The sequence below is a fragment of the Paenibacillus lactis genome (genome assembly GCF_017873605.1).
GTDB lineage: Bacteria > Bacillota > Bacilli > Paenibacillales > Paenibacillaceae > Paenibacillus_AQ > Paenibacillus_AQ lactis.
The window spans coordinates 56203-76743 of record NZ_JAGGKI010000023.1 but is presented as its reverse complement, the minus strand read 5'-3'; the positions used below and the strand labels follow the sequence as shown (position 1 = coordinate 76743).

At 55.5% G+C, this 20541-nt stretch carries 15 protein-coding genes; 1 reads left to right on the top strand and 14 read right to left on the bottom strand.

Translation table 11 applies throughout. The features are described 5' to 3' along the window. Positions 1–591: 591 nt before the first annotated feature. The 11 genes from ilvA to J2Z18_RS26835 form a co-directional block, all read right to left on the bottom strand. Positions 592–1860: a threonine ammonia-lyase IlvA gene (gene ilvA, locus J2Z18_RS26885; protein ID WP_007132698.1), complete on the bottom strand. Its 1269-nt coding sequence runs from the start codon at positions 1858–1860 to the stop codon at positions 592–594. Positions 1861–2343: 483 nt separating this feature from the next. Continuing rightward, the gene (locus tag J2Z18_RS26880) at positions 2344–4356 is read right to left on the bottom strand and encodes a DUF2264 domain-containing protein (protein ID WP_210095590.1); all 2013 of its coding nucleotides are present in this window, start codon (positions 4354–4356) and stop codon (positions 2344–2346) included. 163 nt (positions 4357–4519) lie between these two features. Continuing rightward, entirely contained in the window at positions 4520–5656 is a 1137-nt protein-coding gene (locus J2Z18_RS26875; RefSeq protein ID WP_210095588.1) for a glycoside hydrolase family 88 protein, read from the bottom strand. Positions 5657–5682: 26 nt separating this feature from the next. After that, the gene (locus J2Z18_RS26870) at positions 5683–7506 is read right to left on the bottom strand and encodes a heparinase II/III domain-containing protein (protein ID WP_210095587.1); all 1824 of its coding nucleotides are present in this window, start codon (positions 7504–7506) and stop codon (positions 5683–5685) included. A 63-nt stretch (positions 7507–7569) separates the two neighbouring features. Continuing rightward, entirely contained in the window at positions 7570–9204 is a 1635-nt protein-coding gene (locus J2Z18_RS26865; RefSeq protein ID WP_007132702.1) for a response regulator transcription factor, read from the bottom strand. Next, positions 9197–11209, bottom strand: coding sequence for a sensor histidine kinase (locus tag J2Z18_RS26860; RefSeq protein ID WP_245256224.1), 2013 nt, complete (start codon positions 11207–11209; stop codon positions 9197–9199). Before J2Z18_RS26860 ends, J2Z18_RS26865 begins: the two co-directional genes overlap by 8 nt. 90 nt (positions 11210–11299) lie before the next feature. After that, positions 11300–12670 (bottom strand): ABC transporter substrate-binding protein, encoded by a 1371-nt coding sequence (locus tag J2Z18_RS26855; RefSeq protein ID WP_007132704.1) that lies wholly within the window; start codon positions 12668–12670, stop codon positions 11300–11302. 86 nt (positions 12671–12756) lie between these two features. Next, the gene (locus J2Z18_RS26850; RefSeq protein ID WP_007132705.1) at positions 12757–13596 is read right to left on the bottom strand and encodes a carbohydrate ABC transporter permease; all 840 of its coding nucleotides are present in this window, start codon (positions 13594–13596) and stop codon (positions 12757–12759) included. A 16-nt stretch (positions 13597–13612) separates the two neighbouring features. Further along, a complete protein-coding gene (locus tag J2Z18_RS26845; RefSeq protein ID WP_007132706.1) occupies positions 13613–14584 on the bottom strand; it encodes a carbohydrate ABC transporter permease in 972 nt (323 codons plus the stop codon). A gap of 91 nt (positions 14585–14675) precedes the next feature. Next, complete coding sequence (locus J2Z18_RS26840; protein ID WP_007132707.1) at positions 14676–15305, bottom strand: alpha/beta hydrolase; 630 nt, start codon at positions 15303–15305, stop codon at positions 14676–14678. A 214-nt stretch (positions 15306–15519) separates the two neighbouring features. Beyond that, on the bottom strand, positions 15520–15861 hold the full coding sequence (locus tag J2Z18_RS26835; RefSeq protein WP_007132708.1) for a winged helix-turn-helix transcriptional regulator: 342 nt from the start codon (positions 15859–15861) through the stop codon (positions 15520–15522). A gap of 105 nt (positions 15862–15966) precedes the next feature. Here J2Z18_RS26835 and J2Z18_RS26830 point away from each other — a divergent pair, with 105 nt between their 5' ends. Next, positions 15967–16881 carry an arginase family protein gene (locus J2Z18_RS26830; RefSeq protein WP_007132709.1) on the top strand — a complete coding sequence of 305 codons (915 nt, stop codon included), beginning with the start codon at positions 15967–15969 and terminating at the stop codon, positions 16879–16881. Positions 16882–17267: 386 nt separating this feature from the next. Here the strand turns inward: J2Z18_RS26830 and J2Z18_RS26825 are convergent, their stop codons facing one another. From J2Z18_RS26825 to J2Z18_RS26815, 3 genes are all read right to left on the bottom strand, one after another. Then, positions 17268–17978 carry a PIG-L deacetylase family protein gene (locus tag J2Z18_RS26825; RefSeq protein WP_245256221.1) on the bottom strand — a complete coding sequence of 237 codons (711 nt, stop codon included), beginning with the start codon at positions 17976–17978 and terminating at the stop codon, positions 17268–17270. A 29-nt stretch (positions 17979–18007) separates the two neighbouring features. Further along, positions 18008–18967, bottom strand: coding sequence for a GNAT family N-acetyltransferase (locus tag J2Z18_RS26820; protein WP_210095585.1), 960 nt, complete (start codon positions 18965–18967; stop codon positions 18008–18010). A gap of 159 nt (positions 18968–19126) precedes the next feature. Then, positions 19127–20332, bottom strand: a complete 1206-nt coding sequence (locus J2Z18_RS26815; RefSeq protein ID WP_210095584.1) for a serine hydrolase domain-containing protein — start codon at positions 20330–20332, stop codon at positions 19127–19129. Between the last annotated feature and the right edge of the window lie 209 nt (positions 20333–20541).

The following is a 20541-nucleotide window of genomic DNA, read 5'->3' as shown; positions in this document are numbered from 1 at the left end:
ATTTTTTTTGACACCCTCTCGTCTGCTTTGTTTCATTATCGTTTTATCACTAAGGGGTGTCCACTTTTTATTCTAGCTGCAAAAAGGGACTTGTTAGCGGAATCTCCCGCCGCGACGCACCTACAAGTCCCCAAAAGGGACTTGTTCACGGGATTTCACGCCGCGATGCACCAACAAGTCCCCAAAAGGGACTTGCTCGCGGAATTTCGCGCCGCGCGATGCACCAACAAGTCCCCAAAAGGGACTTGTTCACGGGATTTCACGCCGCGATGCACCAACAAGTCCCCAGAAGGGACTTGTTCACGGAAATTCCCGCCGCTACGCACTTACAAGTCCCCAAAAGGGACTTGTTCACGGGACTTCGCGCCGTTACGCACCAACAAGTCCCCAAAAGGGACTTGTTTGCAGAATCTCCCGCCGCGACGCACCAGCAAGTCCCCAAAAGGGACTTGTTCACGGAAATTCCCGCCGCGACGCACCAACAAGTCCCCAAAAGGGACTTTCCGCCTCTGGCTCACCAGCGGTTGCCCCTTCCCCGCTCCATCAAGCTCACGTTTTCAACGCGAGGCTTCCTTTTTTACCTAACCCGCATCAGATCAGCAGGTTGAACAAATTCATGTTCTTGTTCAGCTCGGTGTAGTCAAGACCCTTGCGCTGCATCCGCTCGATGAGAGGGCCGTAATCCTCCGGACGAAGCAGCTCTATTCCTACAAGCGCAGGCCCGTTCTCCTTGTTGTGCTTCTTCGTATATTCAAACCGGGCGATGTCGTCGTCAGGGCCGAGCACCTCTTCGAGGAACTCGCGCAGAGCCCCGGCACGCTGCGGGAAATTAATCATGAAGTAATGCTTCAGCCCTTCATAGATCAGGGATCGCTCCTTGATCTCCTGCATCCGGTCGATGTCATTGTTTCCGCCGCTGATGATGCACACAACGGTTTTGCCGCGAATCTTATCCCGGTTCATGTCCAGTGCAGCCACCGCCAGCGAACCGGCAGGCTCAACAACGATTGCATTCTCGTTGTACAGCTCCAGGATGGTTGTGCAGGCTTTCCCCTCCGGTACCATCACGATGTCGTCCACCAGCTCATTGCAAATATCATAGGTCAGCTGCCCGACGCGCTTGACCGCAGCTCCATCCACAAACTTGTCGATTTCGTCCATCGTGACAACCTCGCCCTGCTTCTTCGACTCAAGCATGGAGGCCGCGCCAAGCGGTTCAACACCGATGACTTGTGTCGATGGGCTCACCGTTTTCACATAGGTCGCCACCCCGGCCGCAAGTCCGCCGCCGCCGATGGTCACAAATACATAATCAGCTGGAGCATCAAGGTCCTCCATAACCTCCATGCCGATCGTTCCGTTCCCGGCGATAATCTTCGCTTCGTCAAACGGATGGATAAAGGCCATTCCTTGCTCCTCGCAAGCCTTAATCGCTTCATGATAGGCATCATCAAACGTATCCCCCGTCAAAATCACCTCGACACTGTCCCCGCCGAAACGCTTCACCTGCTTCACCTTCTGGTTCGGGGTGGTGCTTGGCATATAAATCTTGCCCTTGATGTTGAGCGCATTGCACGAGAATGCCACGCCCTGCGCGTGATTGCCGGCACTGGCGCATACGATGCCAGCACGACGTTCCTCATCGGACAAGCTGCGAATCATATTGTAAGCGCCCCGGATCTTGAATGACCGGACCACCTGCAGATCCTCTCGCTTCAAATACACATCGCAATTATATTTGGCTGATAATACGGCATCCCGCTGCAACGGGGTGCGGACTATCACTTCGCGAAGCACATGGTGCGCGCGTACGATATCTTCCATGCTGACGGCCTTGCGCTCAGCTTGCAATTCCTTCACTTCTCTCACTCCACTTCACCGTCCGGGCGGCAAAATCGCCTTTATCTCTACCCTTGAACTTTTTTTATTTCTCCTATTGTAACACTTTTCATCGTAATTTCTCGGGTCATTTTACACGAATTTTAGCCCGGAATACGCTGCTCCCTCTAATAATATCCATCGGGGAATACAAGAGACTCCTTGACTCGTTGACTAAGCAGCAATTTTGATCGCCCGCATACGCACGATTCTGACCTAGGCGAAAAACAAGGTGCAGCAGATGCTAAAAACATTTCCAATCTCCCATTTCTCAAAGAACAGATAGCTTCCAAAAAAAAGATAAGGCCGGAGAGTTCCCCGGCCCGATACATACATATTTTTTGCAGGAAGGGTAACCTCACCCGTACTGTAAATAAACGGCCAAGAGTGAAATGCCTGCAACCCGCTTGAGACGTTGCGCTAATCCATCGTAGTCGTAATCTGGTTTGGACAGTGACACTCCGCCTAATCCATCGCGATCGTAATCGGGATTCCCGACAGAGAAGTGATAATAATGTTCCCCTGCCCGATGCGTACTCCAAGCTTCTCCGCGGCAGCCTGACCCGCACCTTGATCAGCACCTGCAACCAACGAGAAACGTTGCTGCTTCGCAGCAGGATCATTGCCAGCAATAACCTCCGAATGGACACCATGGGAGCGTGGTCCAGGGCACGCTTGCTCGGATGTCGATCCAAGATCCCGCGGTTTTCCGTATACGGCCGAAACCAGCCAATGGGTGCCTCGATCAAGCCTTGCTCTTAACGTTGGGATAACGGTGCGGGGATGCAGCAGATTCGTGTTTGCATGCGGATAGATCAGCTCAGCCGCGTCAAATCCGAGCAGGCCGTGCACGGAGCTTCCGCCCCAGAGGGTAGAGGCCGCAGCCCTTCGACCCTCAACGATAGCCCCCCCGCCTTCCGTCAAGCCCACACCACGCTCGCCAAGCCCTAAGGCAAAACCTCCCTCAGCCGCCTCCAGCGGCCTTTCCGTATGAATCCGGTGAATCCGAATATGCCAAGGCAGTCCCGCCACCAGCCAGGTACGGACTTCAACGTTCGCCCAAGGCTTCCATCTGGCATACAGCACCTGATCCTGAATCCACGCTTCCTCGCACTTTCGCTTCACCCTGAACAGTTGATCCCCTTCGCTGAGGGCGAGCATGGAATCGAAGGCACCTTGGGAGAGCCCCCATTCCGCACGCGGAACGCTGAACGCGAAGGCAGTTGAGTAGGCGAACTTCTCGTACTTGGCCGACGTGTGCGTATGCTCATTGGAGGACAAATGCCCCGTATTAAAAGCCGTCACATGACCGGTCTCCGGCTCCCGGCAGACGACCAGGTGCGCGGGCTCCTGCACGGAGATACGCTCCAGCGTTGGAAGCTCCTCTTCCTCCGCTGTCCAGAACGGGTCATTTTCGGCCAGCGCCAGTACGAGAAAGGTTTTTAGCGACCAGTAGGAGGAGCCTGGCGAATTATAATTTTCGGACATGATCTGGTTCGGGTAGGCATACCCGATCGTTAGGATGCCGCCGCGGTCGAAGATCGGCTGCCGGAACCACCAACGGAGGTTTCTCAGCACGAGGCCTTTGAGCTCGCCCGGCTTGAATCCGTCCATACCTGCGAATGCCGCCGCCGACCAGAAGGCGGATTGCGCGAACCGGTAGGTCAGGCTCCGGCCGTAGGGGATGGCGGCACCGTCCGGCGCATGCCAATAGACAAAGTCCGAAGCAAAGGCAGCGGCCCGCTCCAGATACCGCTCGGCGCGCTTCGGGTCCTCATTTGCCATCAGCCGGGCATAGACCAGACCATAGTAATGGATCGCAAAAGGCCCATAGTAATCGCAGTGTCCACCGACACCGTCACTGTACCACCCGCCTGACAGATAGAATTCGTCGATCCGGTTCAGGTTTCGTTCCACCTGCTCCTCATCGTAAGGAAGGCCCGCCTTCCGGAAGCCGATGTTAACCAGCACGTTGAAGAACAGCCAGTTGCAGTCATAACAAGGGTGCCTATTGATCTGATTCAACCATTGGTACAGATTGGCTTGCTCCCGCTCGTTCAGCGGATGCCAAATCCGGTCCGGCACAAGTGCCAGCGCCAAACCGAATACCGCCATCTCGACAAGCCGCTGATCATAATCGGTGACCTCTCCCCAGTACTCCTCATGTTCCGGGTCCGTGCCTGTGCGGATGCCGTCCAGGCACCGCTCCCACAGCTCCTCATGACCTCCGCCGGCAATGGCTGGTACAAGTCCCCAGAGCACCCTGGAGAAGCCCTCCATCTCGGCGACATTCGCCGAATACCCCGTGCCTGTGCTCCCGATGGACAGTCTCGCGTACCCTTTGCTGTAATACGGCTGCAGGGGTGCAAGGAGCTCGCCGAGAGCACGGTACATATCCTGCCGGGTCTTTAGCGGATTCCCCGCAACAGGGTGCAGGCCAGCGCCGGCTGCAGGCCAGTTCGTCCTATCTATGCTCATATTACCTTGAAGACTCATTTTGCTTCACGCTCCTTCGCCAAGCTTCATCTTTCCGGGCCCGGGACATATGGCCGGGCAGCGGCTTTACTTCAGACCATACACCATACCGTCCACACACCGTACCCATAGGAAGCCGTACGCACGGCGCGGCTACCTAATAAAGCTACTCCCAGTAAAACGGCCCCTGTCCCTGAAGCCGAGCCAAGCCTTCCACAAAGAAGTAGTCCCCATAGATGAGCGGCACGTCGATATTGCGCCCCTCCGGCACATGGCTTGTTCCGTGGAGGATCAAGCCCTCCTCGTTGTCATCGTCCCAAGCACCATAGTTTCGGTACAGCGATTCAAGAATTCGCTGAGCCGGTGTTCGGTAAATGGATGCCTCCACGGCCCCAGCCTTCTCCGCGAGCAGCAGCAGACCGCTGGCCGCGCACGCGCCGGCGGAAGAATCGCGGTAAATCCTCGCTTCATCCGGTGCGCGGAAATCCCAATACGGCACATGATCCTCCGGCAGATTCGCCAGGAAGAAATGCGCGACCGTCTTCGCTGTATCCAGATAAATTTGCTTTCCGGTATGATGATAGGCGAGCGTCAAGCCGTACAGCGCCCAGGCGGTTCCCCGGGACCAGGCCGATTCCGGCGCATAGCCCTGCCCGCCGAGGCCTTCCAGGCGTTCGCCGGTTGCCGGATCGTACCGGATAATATGATAGACCGATCCGTCCGGACGGACAAAGTCACGAACGACCGTATCCATATGCGCTTCCGCCACATGCCGGTACCGCGGATCTCCGCTGATCTCCGAAGCCAGGAACAGCAGCGGCGTGTTCATCGAGCAGTCGATAATCGCCAGCCCGGCGTTGTCCTCCCCTTCTATCCATGGGTTCCACGCCCGGATGTACCGGCCCTTAATATTAAAGCGTGCGGCCAAATAATTCGCCGCCTTCAGCGCCCGAATCTTCGACGTCTCGTTTCCGGTCAGCTTATAGGACGCCATGCTGGTCAGCGTCCACATGAAACCGAGATCATGATCCAGCCGCACGTAATCGTTCAGTACGTCATCCAGCCGTCGTTCGCAGGCTTCCGCAGCAGCGCGCAGCTCCTCGTCCCGGCTGCCGGTGTACAGCAGCCACAGCATGCCCGGCCAGAAGCCGGCAGTCCACCAGTGCGGCGCCTCCAGCTCATACCTTCCGTTCTGGCTTGCATGCGGGAAGCCGTCTCCAATGCGCTTGACGTTCCGCTGCGTCTTCGCCAGCGCCTTCATCCATGCTTCCGTCTTCCAATCCAATGCCGCTTCCGTCTTCATCTTCATTCTCCTTCGCCTATTTTGACTTAAATGAATCGAAACTCGAACGCCAGCGCCATGACCGTTTCGGGCTGCTTCACCTCAAAATCAACCGCATACCACAACGCTTCCTTGCCGTAATGATCACGATACGTACGTGCCTGAACGGCGGCCGTCAGCCGACCATCGTCATATCGGATGACCAATCCGCTTTTCCCTTTACTGCCCCCCAGAACGACCGCATGTTCCCCGTCCTCGAGCCGGATGTCCGGCTTCACCCGCGTAACGATTCGCTCAAGCAGGCTGTCCGGCGGTCGGTTGAAGCGATACTCGTCGATGACGGTCAGTTCGGGCTGCGGCCTCCTTTTGTTCCATACCATCGTCCGTATAAGTCCAAGCAGCTCGGGTTCGCGATATGCCTTCGTCAAATCGAGCCGCAGCCGATCCTCTTCCGTTTCCAGTGACGCTTCGAGCACGATCGCTTCGCTGTCCGGCCCCTCGCTCTGCCCCCGGCCGTTGATCACCGGCACGGAATGCCCCTGGGAACCGTTGCAATCATAGCCGTACCGCCCTTCGCCGAAGTAGTCGGCCGTATATTCCCCGCATCCCAGATCCGAGCACCATACTTCCCCCGCACCGTACAGGATAAAGTGCCCGAGGTCGTTATGATTGTGAGGCTCGTCATTTCGTCCTCCCTTGGCCGCGAACCCGTATCGCTCATGACCGGACGCGACCCGGGAAATGAGCCACTGGGCGTCTTCCAAATAATAGTCGGCCTCCCCCCACTCCTTTCCCGTTCTCCCGGGATCCAGCCAGATGAGGTTCCGCAGGGCCGGTGCCCAGCGGCTGCAATGATCCTCCCGATACCCCGCCGAAAGGGAGAGGGGCGGAGATTCGAACGCCTCATAGATTCCCGCTAAGTAGTGGGACAAGCCGGTCTGGACGGCAGCACGCGGCTGGGAATCGGAGAAGTTTGCGACCGCCCCGCCGCCAAGGAAGCATTTTTGCTGAAACAAAGCGATTTTCGAAACCTTTTCCTCCCGGAGCCAGTCGATCGCTCCCCGGCTGCGTTTGCGCAGCAGATCGGCATAATAAACGAAATAACCGAAGCCGTAATTCCAGTAGCCGAGACCCTCCAGACAAGCGCCATCCGCACCGAAGCCCTGAAGATAGCAAGCCATGCTCGCTTCTGTACGCTTCAGGATTTGGGTTAGCCGCTCCGAATCCTGCACGAGCAATAGCGCGGCCGAGCCGACAGAGCCCGCACACACGGCGGACCAATTGTGGGTCGCCGTCTCCCAACCGTGCATGTGATCCAGAAAGGGCTTGAACAGCCGCTCGTTCACTTCGTCAGCTATCCTTGAATGAAGCAGCGGTGGCAGCATATCTCCGAGCAGCAGACGGATTTCACTCAAGGCGAACCCGGTCTCGGCGCTGAACAAATCGATGGTCCCCCGGATTTTCTCCGCAGACGAGGCATCCACATGCGCGGGCAGGCACCACGTATATTCGTCGCATATTGCCCACAGGATGTCGTGCAGAGACGTCAAATAATCCTCCCGCTCCGGGTGAAGAAGCGACAGAAGCGCGAACGTGTTCATTCTCCGTCTGCGTTCGAAGTAAACCCGCTCATACTCGAGCCTCGTCCCCTGCCGTTCATACAACGCGAACAGCCCATAGGTCAGCTGGGGGATCGAATCCTGCGACAAGCGCACGCCTTCCTCTTCGATCTCCCGGAGCGCGCTCCGGTATGCCGGATGGCTCAGGACGCCTTGCCAGAAGCGTCGCTGATCTCCGCCCGGGTAATAGAGCCGCAGATCCGCCGGGGCCATCCCGCGAACGATAGAGCCAAGCTCCCGATTCTTCTCCATGTGTACCGTTCCCCCTCCAATTTTCGTCCAGCCTTCATCAAACGCTTAAAATGCTCAAAACAATCAAACGCTCAAGCGGCTCCGATACTCCACCGGGGTTACCCCGGCATGGGACTTAAACGTCTTCGCGAAATGGCTTACATTATCATAGCCGAGGCTCTCGCATATTTCCCCGACGGTATGGTCGGTGCGCAGCAACTGTTCCTTCGCGCGCTCCATCTTCATTCGGGTGACATACTCAATAAAGGTGATTCCCGTCTCCTTCCGGAACATCCGGCTGAAATAGCTTGGATTCAGGTGCAGGAAGCCCGCAACCTCATCAAGCGAGATCCGCTGGTCCAGCCGAAGGGACACGTACCTGCATGCCTCGGCGACCTCGGTTCTTCGGCTTCCTCCCCATCCTCTGCCGGCCTCGCGGGCCGTCGATGCGAGATACGCCTTCAGCCAGACATGCAGCTCGCTCAAAGCATCCATGTCCATCATCTCTTTATGCAGCGTATCGGCCGCATAGGTCTGCGGCATGGATGGCAGCAGATGGAGCCTCAGCTTCAGCTTGAGATCAAGCATGAGCTTAAGTAGCCAGTCCTTGACGGCTTCGGGAGCGTACTCGGCTTCGCGGATGCGCGAGATCCACCGGTCCGCCGGGTCCTCATCGCTCGGCCCGGCTTTGCCAAGCAGCATCTCCAGCAGTTCCCGGCTGGCCTGTTCATAGCAGTCGTACAGGCCGGAGGCGCTGCCCACTTTGGCGCCGCCTTGCTTCGGCTTGATTTTCTCGATCGTCCCGGGCTCCATATAAAACCGCTGATGCTCGCTGCCCAGCAGCTCCCCGAGGCCCAGCTTCAGCGACTGAGGGCTGTCGCAGCCGGTCCCGATGATGAAGGACATGCGGATCTTCAGGATCCGGAAGAGCGTGGACTGCACTTGTCTTAGACAGGCTCCGACCTCATCGTAAACGTTATGCCGGAGACCGGGGCGGTAGGAGAACAGCAACAGCGAGCATCTTGGGTCATACCGGATATGCACGGCCTCCGGCTTCAGACTCCCCAGCACCTCGCGCAGCACATTGCCAAGGGCGAAGTGGAGGGTCTGCTCCGAAGCGAAGCGCTGCTTGATCTGCCGCAGCTCCTCCAGATAGCCGATCACGGGAAGGCAGTGATCATTCCCCCGGAGCACGCCGAATTCCGACAGCTCATGCCGCCATTTTTCCGGGGACAGAAGCGGCTGTTGCACGAAATCCTTCATGCGCTGCTCCCGCCGCAGCTCCTGAGCTTCGGAAGCCAGATGCCGCATCCGGCTCTTCTCCCAGCCCTGCTCGGCTTCCTCATCCATCCCCTGCTTGAACCGCACAAGCAGCCGGGCGAGCTCGCTCGGGTCCAGCGTCTCCTTCAGCAGATAATCCTGGATGCTTAGCCGTATCGCTTGCTGCGCATAATGGAATTCGCTGTGGCAGGACAGAATGGCGATGCGCACATCCGGCTTCACCTCGCGAATCCGTTCCGACAGCTCCAATCCGTTCATCCTTGGCATGCCGATATCCGTGATCAGAATGTCCGGCGGCTGCGTCTTGGCAAACTCCCAGGCGCTTAATCCGTTGTCGTAGCTTCCCATCAGCCGGAGGCCCATTTCCTCCCACGATATCGTCTCCGACAGCAGCTCGATCACCGGATAATCATCATCGACCAGCATCACGTTATACATCGGCATTCCCTCTTTCCGGTATATACATTTCGATCACCGTCCCTTGACCCTCTTCGCTGTAAACAGCGCATTGAAACCCGGAACCAAACACCATCCGCATTCGTTCCATGACGTTGGACAGGCCGATGCCGGAAAAGCCGCTCCCCGGCGCATCCATGGGAGACGATGTGCGAAGCGCTTGAGAATCCGAATCCGAACCCGCATCCGAACCCCTATCCGAACCTGAACCGGCCATATCGCCACCGGCAGCGCCGGAAGAACTCGCAGTCACCGTACGATCTCCCGTCCCTGTCTGCCCTTGCCCTTGGAAGCCTTCAGGGACGACCGGACTCGGCCTGCCCCGTGCGGCATCTTCCGCATCAGCAATGGCGTCGCCCGCGCCGAGGCGCAAGCTGCGGGCGATCCGCTCCCGCACCGAAGGGTCCATGCCGGCACCGTCATCCTTCACGCGCAGGATGATGCCCCCCGGCTCCACCACAGCCGTGATCGAGATGACCCTTGCCCGCCGGTTCAGCCCGTGGATGAGCGCATTCTCCACGATCGGCTGCAGGAAGAAGCGGGGCACCTTCAGCAGCAGAGCCTCCGAAGCGATGTCAAGCTCCAGCCTGACCTCCTCCTTCTGTCGCAGATTCATAAGCGCCAGATAATGAGAGATCAGCTCAAGCTCTTCGTGGAGGGCGATCTCATCCTCCTGCCGGCTGATCGTCATCCGGAGCAGCATCGACAGCGAGCCGATCATTCTGGCGCTTTCCGGGTCCCCCCGCTTCATGACCTTCATCCGGATCGAATTCAGAACATTGAACAAAAAATGCGGATGAATCTGCGCCTGCAGCATTTTCAGCTCAGCCTTTCGTTTTCTCGATTGATTGTCGGATATTTCGAAAATCATGGTCTGGATGCGGCTCAGCATATCGTCAAACAGATGCCCCAGACGCCCGATTTCGTCGTTGCCCCGAACATGCGAGCGCACCTCCAGGTTTCCCCGCTGAACGGCAGCCGTAGCCTTGCCGAGCCGGACCAGCGGTTTCGTAAACGTACGTACAAGTCCGATCAGCAGCATGAGAAAAACCAGAAAGGAGCCCATTTGAAGCAGAAATGCGCGGCTAAAGATCGCATTGATATTAACGATCGCATCCTTATAAGGCTGCATCAGCACCAGCCGCCACCCGGCAAAGGGGATATCCTGCTCCACCATTAAATGCTTCTCGCCGTCCATCGGCATGATCGCGTAAGGAGCCGATCCGCTCCATTCCTCCACGTACGGGAACTTCGTACCGATACGTTCAGGATGATGGGAGGATACCACCATGCCGCTGCCATCCAGCATCAGCACGTCGCTCCCTTCGGATAGGGAGTCGAAGATCCGGCTGATTTGATCCTCCGTAAAGCTTACGATGACATACCCGTAGATATCCGAATCCGGAAGCCGGAGCGTTCGAACGACGGACAGCTGATACGGATGATCCATCCGGTCGGAGCGAAATACCGTCTCCTCGGGTCCAACCCAGAGCGACTCCAGCCCCTGAAGCCGGTGGATCCGGTCGAACCAGGGCTGGTCCATATAATCAAGCGGATTGTAATCGCTTACGGAATAGTTCATGTAATAGGCGCCGCTGGTCAGCAGCACCGTGACATAGCTGGGCTCGCCTACGACCGTCAAGCTTTCGATATGCTCCAGCACACGTCGGGATTCCACGAACCGATCGTATGGATCGGCCTCCTCATTGCCGGAGGCGACCTGTTTGAAATACGAGTTCAACGTGGAATTCACCTGAATGTAATTGGCGATATTCAGCTTGCTTGAGAGCAGATTCGTCACCGAGCCGCGGATCAGCTGGAGCGCGTCATTCGCATTCTGTACGGCCTGCTCCTTCAAAGCCTCCTTCGTCATCGCATTGTAGAGTATTAAGCTGACGAGTGCCGGCACCGCGATGCAGGCAACCGACGCCCAGATCAGCTTATGGCGGATGGAGCTCGGCACCCACCTCTTCAGCCGGGTCAACATGTCCTTCACCCCGAGATCCTCAAACTTTCTGTTGATGCCAAGAAGGGACGAAGATTTCGCCCCTTTGGTTTTTTCTGTCATTATATCAGATCATTTTTGGTTAGATTCGATAATTTTGTTCACACGTTCTTGGGAATTGCGGATCGTCTGATCGATATCCTGATTTCCGAGAATGAGCTTCTCGTACTCCTCGTTAATCGCCTCATAGACCTCGGCTTGATACGGAGCCGGCGGAACGATGGCGGAAGCCTTGGAAGCAACCAGGGTATCGATGAGCGATTTCTTGTCGACCTTCTCCGGACTTTTCGTTCCGGCGAGAATGGTGTCGATGATTTTCTCGACCTGCTCGCTCTTGACACCCTGCCATGCCGGAATGTTCTTGCCTTGGACAACCTGACCTTCGGTCGTGTACCAGCGGACGAACTTGTAAGCCTCCTCCTTATGCTTGGACTTGGCGGCAACAGCTACGTAGTCGGTCGTTACCGGCGTAAGTCCGGTCGGATCGCCCTCCTTGTTTTTCGGGAACGGGGCGACGGCGACCTCGAACTCAAGGGGCACTTTATCGGTTCCTCCGATCTCCGTGTTCATCCAGCTGCCGATCGTGATCATGCTCGCCGATTGATTGAAGAATTGGGTCCGGTAATTCAGCTTCTGCGAAATCATGTCTGTGTACGGCACGGAGGATTGATCCTCCTTCTCCATGCGCACCCGAAGCTCCAGCGTCTCGCGGAAGGTCGGGTTATCCAGATTGGAGGTGCCGTCGGCTTTCAAAAAGTCGGTGTCCTGCGGCTGGTTCGCCATTTTGAGCTTCAGAAACTCCAGCCATCCGCCGCCCTGCGGCCCGTGAAAATACGTTCCGTAACGCTTGGCAGAGCCCTCGCCTTGGGTCAGCTTTTTCGCGTAATCCGCATAGTCGTCCCAGGTCCAGTCGGTCGGAACGGCAAGCCCCGCCTCCTTAAGATGGTCCTTGTTCAGCAGCACGTACCACGGATTGAATTTACCGGGAAGCGCATACACTTTTCCATCCAGACGGGTGTCGACCTTGTAGTCCTCCTCCACGCTGAAGCCGTCCTTGGCGATATATTCATCCAGCGGCTCCGCCATCCCAAGCGCCACCCGCTGGGCATAACCGGCCGGGTCGCTGAACATGAGGATGTCCATCTGCGCCGACGATGCCGCTTCGAGATCCAGCTTCTTGAAGGCCTCCTGGGTGTCCCCCTTCTCGCTGAGCTGGACGAGCTCGATTGTCACGCCGGGCGTCTTCGCCTCGTACGCCGCCAGCGTCTCCTTCCAATTGTAAGCTTCCTCCGTGCCGTACGTATACAGTCTGAGATTGATCTTGCCGCCCTCTTGCCCGCTCTCTCCCTGCGCCGTTTGCTCCTTCGCGCCGCCGCACCCCGACAGCAGCCCGAGCAGCAGCGTGCCGGCCAGCAAGCCGGCTTGCCATTTCTTATTCAACATTCGATTGCAACCTCCCCATGTTTTCGATTGGATCCCGTGATGATGGGTCGTAGCTGTTGATCTATTGCAGGCCGGCCGATTCGGCCTTAGCCCTTGACGCCTCCTAAAGCAATGCCTTCAATGACGCTCTTCTGCCCGATGATGAACACGATGAGCAGCGGAAAAATCGCCGAGACCGCAGCGGCCATGATCAGGGAATAGAATTCGCCGCTTAATGACGTGAATTTCTGCATCGCCAGCGGAATGGTGAACAGCCCGTCGGTGCGCAGGAAAATCAGCGGATTCTGATAGTCGTTCCAAGTCCAGATAAACCGGAGAATGGCGTAGGTTGCAACGGCTGGCTTGACCAGCGGCAGCGCGATCGACCAGAAAATGCGCGGATGGCTGCCTCCGTCGATTTTCGCGGATTCGATAAACTCCTGGTGCACGCCCATGAAAAATTGCCGCAGCATAAACGTTCCCAGCACGCTAAAGCTGCCGAGCACGATCAGGCCGAAATGGTTATCGAACAGACCGATATTGCGGTACAAAATAAACTGCGGAATGAGGATTGCCTGACCCGGAATCATATAGGTGAAAAGTACGATCAGAAACAGCCATTTTCCTGCGGCGAACTGGATTTTCGAGAAGCCGTAGGCCGCCAGCGCCGACACCAGCGCCGAAATCGCGGTGGTCAGCAGGCTGACCTTGATCGAATTCCAGTAGTAGAGGTAGAACGGGTAATCGCCGAACCACACCTCCTTGTAATTTTCAATGGCGTTCCATTCCCTCGGGATCCATTGGATCGGGTAAACGAAGACGTCCTTTTCCACCTTGAAGGAAGTGATGAGCATCCAGACAAAAGGGAGCAGGAACAGGATGCTGACCGCGAACATGACCGCCGTCACGAACGCCTTGCGCCAGTCGGCCCGAAGTAGCGTGTGCATGGTTTCCTCCTCCTCTCTAGTAGTTGACCCATTTCTTCTGGGCCGCCCACTGCCCGAGCGTGATCAGCATGACGAAGCCGAACAGCACGGCCGCAATGGACGATGCATACCCAACCTTCAAATTCACAAACGCCGTGTCGTACAAATACCAGACCATCATCGTCGTCGATCCGATCGGCCCGCCCTGGGTCATGACAGCGATAATGTCGAACACCTTGAAGGTCGAGATGATTCCCGTTACCAGCAGGAAAAAGGATGTCGGCGACAACAGCGGCAGCGTAATCCGCCTGAATTTGGTCCATCCATTCGCCCCGTCAATCTCGGCAGCCTCGTACAGGTCCTTCGGTATGGATTGCAGGCCGGCAATGTAGATAATCAGATTGAACCCGATCGAGATCCACACCGAGATCATCATGATCGAGACGAGCGCATAGTTCGGATCGGCGATCCATTTGGGCGGGCTCGCGATGCCGATACTTCGCAGCACCTCGTTAATCGGACCGTAGGAAGGCTGGAACAGCACCTGCCACACGACCGCAACCGCGACGATGTTCGAAATGTACGGCATGAAGTAAGCGACCTTGAAGTATCCCTTCATGTACACATGCCGGTCGATCAGGATCGCAAGCGCCATGGAGATGATCATATAGATCGGGACCGTCAGCAGAAAGATCATGTTGTTTCGGATGGACTTTAAGAAGATATCATCCTCGAGCAGACTGCGGAAATTCTGCAGTCCGACCCACCGGATGCCGTCCCAGCCCTGCACGAAATTCCAATCGGCAAAACCGAGCACCAGCGTTGCGATAATCGGGAACAGGACCAGAATCATGACGCCGATCAGCATCGGACTGATAAAAACCATTCCCCATAGCTGCTCTCCCCGCCGGAGACTCCTTCCGAAGCCCCTGCGCCTGTTGGTGCCGGCCCTGTTGTTGCCGGCCTCGTGCAGGCCCGGAGGAGGCGAGCTTTTCATTGTGCGTGCCATGTCCGACCACCTCGATTGTTTCGGATGGTTTCAGTATAAAAAAAATACCGTCAACGCATTGACGGTATTTTGATCAGATTCCCTTTAATTTTTACCTTTGCTCCCCTTGCAGGAACTTCTCTTTAAACCATGAGGACGCCATGCCGACCTCGGACCGGCTCAGCTGATGGCCGCCGTTCTCCCAGTGCAGCTTCACGTCGGCGCCCGCTCCGCTCAGGAGCTCATTCAGATCCTCCGTCTCCTGCGGAGGACAGATCGGATCGCGCCGTCCTGCCGCAATGAACACCGGCACGCCGCTCAAATCCGGCAGCGTCTTATCGCGAAGCGGAACCATCGGGTGATGGAGGATTGCCCCTTGCAGTGCATCCCCCCGGTCGAAGAGCAGGCTGGCCGCGATATTCGCGCCATTGGAATACCCGATGGCCACGATCCGGCTGCGGTCGAATTCATACTTCTCCGCCGCCCAGTCCAGAAACGCATGCAGCTCCTGGGTCCGTTTTACGAGATCCTCCACATCAAAAACGCCTTCGGCCAGACGCCGGAAAAATCTCGGCATCCCGTTCTCCAGCACATTCCCGCGGACGCCCAGCACGTTCGAGGCCGGCGACACCATCTCGGCCAGCGGCAGCAAATCCTCCTCGTTTCCCCCGGTACCGTGCAGCAGCAGCAGGGTCGGCGCCTCGGCGGACGTGCCCTTCCGATAAATATGTTGATGCTCCATATGACAAATCTCCTTTCGGTCCATTCAGCTTATTTTCATAGAATACCCATAAAGCATTTACTAATTATCTTTAATTCAAGATTCTTTAATTAAATCATACCATGGATTTCATGAATTTCAAGTGCGAAATGGACTCGAGGAAGGTCAGGCTCCTACTGCATCCGGTACCGTACGCTGATTATCGTTCTCTTGAGGCTTCGCAGGCCTCCTTGATTCAATGGCTGCGATTCTTCTCTCCCCACTCGCATAATCCTTCCAATACCGGTAATAGCGTTTCCGCCTTAGCAGTAAGACTGTACTCGACTTTAGGCGGAACCTGAGGATACTCCTTCCGGTTCACCAACCCGTCCGCCTCCAGTTCCTTTAGCTGGGAGCTCAATGTTTTATAAGTAATCGCTCCTATTTGCCTTTTCAGATCATTGAACCGGACCGGTTGGTTTTCTGCCAAAAGGTAAATAATAACCATTTTCCATTTGCCGCCAATCACCGACAAGGTGTAACCAAATGGCGTGTCTTGAATATGCTTCACCTTGCCTTTATATTCAGCCATGCTCATCTTCACACTATCCTTTCGGGTAGTACCTATCATATTTGTGCGTACTACATTTTTATTTGTGCTCATTTTATACTTGCCTTACTTTGAAGTAAAGGAGATAAATACATGACTCAAAAAACCATTCGTCTGTTAATGCCGCAATGGCAAGGAGGCAATAACCCTAACTACTCTTTTGGAGCAGAGCTGCTTGCCTGGCTGGCTCCCGACAATGACCAGCCCCTTATTCATGTGCCTGTTCAAGCATATGATGGAACTCCGCTTGAGAAGGAGAACGGCATGCATGGAAGAACCCAGCTGCTCGAACAATTAAAATCCGCACAGCATCTCATTGATGCTCATAAACCGGATCGCATTGTCATGTTTGGCGGCGACTGTTTAGTGGAACAAGCCCCGTTTGCCTATTTAAACGAACGATATGGCGGCGAATTAGGTTTAATTTGGATCGATGCTCACTCTGATTTGGTTAATTACGTCGGGTACGATAACGGACATGCGCTGCCGCTCGGAAATCTTTTGGGAGAAGGAGATAAGGATTTCGCACAACATGTAAAAGTCCCGCTAAAGCCTGATCATGTCTTTATCGCCGGATTAGCGGCGCCTACAGAGCAAGAAGCGGAAGTGATTTCAGAGGCATTTCAAAGACTGGGAATAACTACTGCAGAAGCAGATACAGAGGTCATCCAACGATTAGGTATTCGAACGGCCAGTTCTGAAGAGTTAGCGAACAGTACGGAACCGATCAAAAAATGGATCAAAGAGCACGGCATTAAGCACCTGGCGATTCATCTTGATCTAGACGTGCTTGATCCAAAAGCATTTCGTTCTCTATTATTCGCAAATCCTGAAGATCCCTTTGATCTGTCTCCTGCCGGAACCATGCAACTGCCTCAACTGCTTAAACTATTGAAAGAGCTATCTGAGGAAACGGATGTCGTAGGACTAGGTATAACGGAGCATATGCCGTGGGACGCCATATATTTGAAAAATTTGCTTGGAGAAATACCTATTTTAAACAAGTGAACAAGCACATGCTCCATTACGGATCCATACGGGCTTCCAGTCCCTGAACGGCACCCTGCCGACTTAAAAAGGAAAAGAGGCCTTCCGAAATGGAAGGCCTCCCTTGTTGTATTCTCTATATGATTCCGTACGTGTTCCCCCGTAACAGAGACCATTATACCAGAAGATAAGAACTATGTCAGCGAGTGATTTGTCATTTCTCACAATTTTTTTACGATTTTATTAGTTAATCTTCCAGATCGATGGATGGTATAGCATATTTTTTCAGGATTATGCAAAATTTGATTCCAGCCGCTCCCGGGTACGATATATAGACGAATTAAACCGTTTCGCTCAATATATCGCTGATTGAAAGTCGCTCTTTTGGATTTTTGCATAATCCTCATTCAGAAAAATTGCAATCGTTTTGTTAAAGCCCCTTGCGGTACGGCGAATGCCTGCGCCCGCTTGAAGTTGTTCGGGGCACCCCGAACGATGGTCAGCGCCTTGTAATATTCAATAAACGGAAAGCCATAGGTTTCTCCGCGCGCATAGGCATATACATTCATGGCCTTGACCCATGTCTCGTAGGCTTCATCCGGAATATCGATAAACACCTCGGGATGAAAATCGTACGGATCCTCCCAGTTGTCGGCGTAGTACAAATGCTGCGCATAATGCGAAGGCAGCTCGCGCTCGATCGTCTTCAGGCCGGCATAAAAGCGGGCGTCCTCCACAATGTAATGCGTATTGGAATGATCTTTATGAATGCTCCCTTTCCAATGGGTAATGATGATATCCGGCTTCACTTCCCGGATGACATCGGCAACCTGGTACTTGACCTCCTCGTTGAGCGGAAGCTCTGCGTCCTTATAGGCAAGAAACCGGACATCGGCCCCGACGATATCAGCGAATTGGTGCGCCTCCTCTATCTTCTGCTTTGCATAATCTTCGGGAGTCATACGGGGATGCCCCTTTTCTCCAGGTGTCAGATGCAAAAATGTCGCTTTATGTCCTGCCTGCGTATATTTAGCAATAACCGCGCCTGCTGTCAGATCCATATCTCCCGCGTGACCGCCGATCGCCAGAATGTGGTGCTGGTTCGCTTCCGTCATCATAAGTCCTCCCCTTATCGTTCGCGTACGATCTAATGCAATGACTTGCTCATAATGTCAAACCGGCGTGTGATCTGAAATCCCGCTCTCCGATACAGATGCCCTGCCGGGCTTTGCTCGCCGGTCCACAAAAACCAGGCGCCGTGGAGTCCCTGCGCCCGCATTAGGGCCAGGCAGTCGTACAGCAGAATTTTTCCAAGCCCCTTGCCTTGCATGGAAGGATCGACGCCAAACGGGCCGAAGCGCTCGGCAACCCCTTCGTACCCGCCATGGAGGCAAAAACCGACCAGCTTCCCCCGGTCCCTCGCAATCAGAATCTGATCCAGCTTCAAGCGCTGAAGCAGCCCCTCGCGGATCGCCCGGCCCCAATCGGGATTAAATACGTCCGTGGCAAAAGAAATCAGCTCCACCAGATCGCTGTCGGAAGCCGCTCCAAACGTAAAGCCCTCGTTCTCGCGCTGCCGCTTCAGCTCCGCTACGTCCGGCGGTACGCGGAAATCGATGAGCGAGCGGTTCATTGCAGCCGCCGTGTAGTTTCTTGTGAACCCCGCCGCCTGCAGGAAGGCAAGTCCCTCGGGGTAGCTTTCACCGTCGATCCCCGGAACGATATAATTCGGCGCGTACGAGGAGAAGAACACCTTGCTGCGCCCATGACTGCGAAGAAACGCTTCCGCCTCCTCCAGCAGCCGCTTCGCAATGCCCTGCCTGCGCGACGAAGACGCGGTTCCGAAGAACGTGATCCATCCGTGTGCGGGTTCTAGCTCCGTGCCGATCATCGGCAGCCTTCTCCGCACGGCATACAGCGCACCGGTAATGGTTCCCTCCTCCTCAGCGACCCGCAGCCCCTCCGGATCAAAATTCGGATCGAGCAGGACCAGATTGCGGAACCGCAGCCGGGTAACCGGATCTCCCGTTAAGCAGGCATTCCACAGCGCTATAATCCCTTCCTCGTCTCCAGGCCGGTATGACCGATAAATGATGCCGCTCACCATGCACCGCCTCCATCCCTTAGGTATCATCTTATGAACACTTCATTGCCCAATAAGCAAGTATTTGCAGCACAGCGTAATGATTCAGTAACTGACTGCCCCTGACGAATGCCGACCTAAGCACAATCCCGCTTGGTGTATTCGTTGAGCCAGCATACGAGGCTAATTCGGATCGCGAACTGCGCCGGTGATGGCGTTATGCACTTGGACCCGCAGCTCTTTGACGCTGCTGCTCCGTCCGCCGTACACCCGGTTGGTCAGCAGCACGACGGCAAGATCATACGCGGGGTCGATCCACAGGCTTGTACCGGTGAAGCCGGTATGGCCATAGGCGCGTTCGCTCATCCAATCGCCGGAGGCATCCATGCGGTCTCCCTTGAGGACCCAGCCAAGTCCGCGGTTCGCACCCGGAATCGCTGCCGTATGCGGCTTGATTGCCGTTCGCGCCGCAGCAAGTGACAGGATGCGTGCAGGCGACGATGCTCTTGCGGCAGGCGACTGGATGCGTGCCGATGACGATGCTCCTGCGGCAGCTGCACCTTCATCAGTCTGGCCACTTGGTGCAGGAACCGCCCCCTCAAGCAGCCACATATGGACATATCGCAGCAAATCCCCCGCCGTCGCGAATAGTCCGGTATGACCGCATACGCCGCCCAGCGCTCTCGCCTTCTCATCATGCACCACACCGCATAAATGGCCCTGGAATTCCTCGTCATACTCGGTCGCCGCGTACCGGCCGAGCTGCTCCAGGGATGGCGTTAAGGTGGAATCAAGCATGCCGAGCGGTTCAAATACCCGCTGTCTTACCGCCTGGTCCAGCGGCATCTGCAGCAGCTCCTCGGCGATGCGTCCGAGCGTCAGGTATCCCAAATCACTGTATACAACGCTCTTGCCTGGTTCGCTTGAGAGCGAGGAAGTCAGCACCGCGTCCCACATCTGCTCCCGGCTCCAGCCGTGGGAATGAAGATTCATATCCGCCGCAAGGCCCGAGGTATGCGTCAGCAGCTCGCCTACCGTAATCGCCATCTTACCGGAGGCTCCGAATGCCGGAACAATATCAGCCGCTTTCGTGCTAAGCGTAATCCTTCCCTCATCCACCAGCTGGAGAATCAGCGGAAGCGTGACCGCAACCTTCGTGATGGAGGCGCAGTCATATAACGTGTCCTTGTGGACAGCTGCTGGCTCGCCTTGCTTCGGATCCGGATCGGCAAACCCAGCCGCATAAAACCACGTCTCTCCGCGATGCAGCACGCCCAGTACAGCGCCGGGCATAATTCCTGCATCAATGGCCCGGTTTACGGCCGCGCAAGCGGCCTGAAGACCGTTCATGTCCAGCCCCAAACGCTCCGCGCCCTCGTTTCGATTCACAACGCAACCACTCCTTTCCGTCAATATGCTCTTTTTTTTGAACCATGCTCCCGACCTTTGTAATTCGAGCCCCTACTCCAGCTGTTGTAAACGCTTTACAAATCCATTATATGACTTGTGAAATTTTGTATCAACAAAATATATACAATATAAAATTTTATTTCGTGGCAATCATCGATTTTCATAAAAATGATATTTTTTTCATCAGA

Excerpts from the sequence above, each read along its gene's own strand:
- J2Z18_RS26880 (WP_210095590.1), bottom strand. The coding sequence starts at position 4,356 with ATGAGCATAGATAGGACGAACTGGCCTGCAGCCGGCGCTGGCCTGCAC.
- J2Z18_RS26875 (WP_210095588.1), bottom strand. The coding sequence starts at position 5,656 with ATGAAGACGGAAGCGGCATTGGATTGGAAGACGGAAGCATGGATGAAG.
- J2Z18_RS26870 (WP_210095587.1), bottom strand. The coding sequence starts at position 7,506 with ATGGAGAAGAATCGGGAGCTTGGCTCTATCGTTCGCGGGATGGCCCCG.
- J2Z18_RS26865 (WP_007132702.1), bottom strand. The coding sequence starts at position 9,204 with ATGTATAACGTGATGCTGGTCGATGATGATTATCCGGTGATCGAGCTG.
- J2Z18_RS26860 (WP_245256224.1), bottom strand. The coding sequence starts at position 11,209 with ATGTTGACCCGGCTGAAGAGGTGGGTGCCGAGCTCCATCCGCCATAAG.
- J2Z18_RS26855 (WP_007132704.1), bottom strand. The coding sequence starts at position 12,670 with ATGTTGAATAAGAAATGGCAAGCCGGCTTGCTGGCCGGCACGCTGCTG.
- J2Z18_RS26850 (WP_007132705.1), bottom strand. The coding sequence starts at position 13,596 with ATGCACACGCTACTTCGGGCCGACTGGCGCAAGGCGTTCGTGACGGCG.
- J2Z18_RS26845 (WP_007132706.1), bottom strand. The coding sequence starts at position 14,584 with ATGGCACGCACAATGAAAAGCTCGCCTCCTCCGGGCCTGCACGAGGCC.
- J2Z18_RS26840 (WP_007132707.1), bottom strand. The coding sequence starts at position 15,305 with ATGGAGCATCAACATATTTATCGGAAGGGCACGTCCGCCGAGGCGCCG.
- J2Z18_RS26835 (WP_007132708.1), bottom strand. The coding sequence starts at position 15,861 with ATGAGCATGGCTGAATATAAAGGCAAGGTGAAGCATATTCAAGACACG.
- J2Z18_RS26830 (WP_007132709.1), top strand. The coding sequence starts at position 15,967 with ATGACTCAAAAAACCATTCGTCTGTTAATGCCGCAATGGCAAGGAGGC.
- J2Z18_RS26825 (WP_245256221.1), bottom strand. The coding sequence starts at position 17,978 with ATGATGACGGAAGCGAACCAGCACCACATTCTGGCGATCGGCGGTCAC.
- J2Z18_RS26820 (WP_210095585.1), bottom strand. The coding sequence starts at position 18,967 with ATGGTGAGCGGCATCATTTATCGGTCATACCGGCCTGGAGACGAGGAA.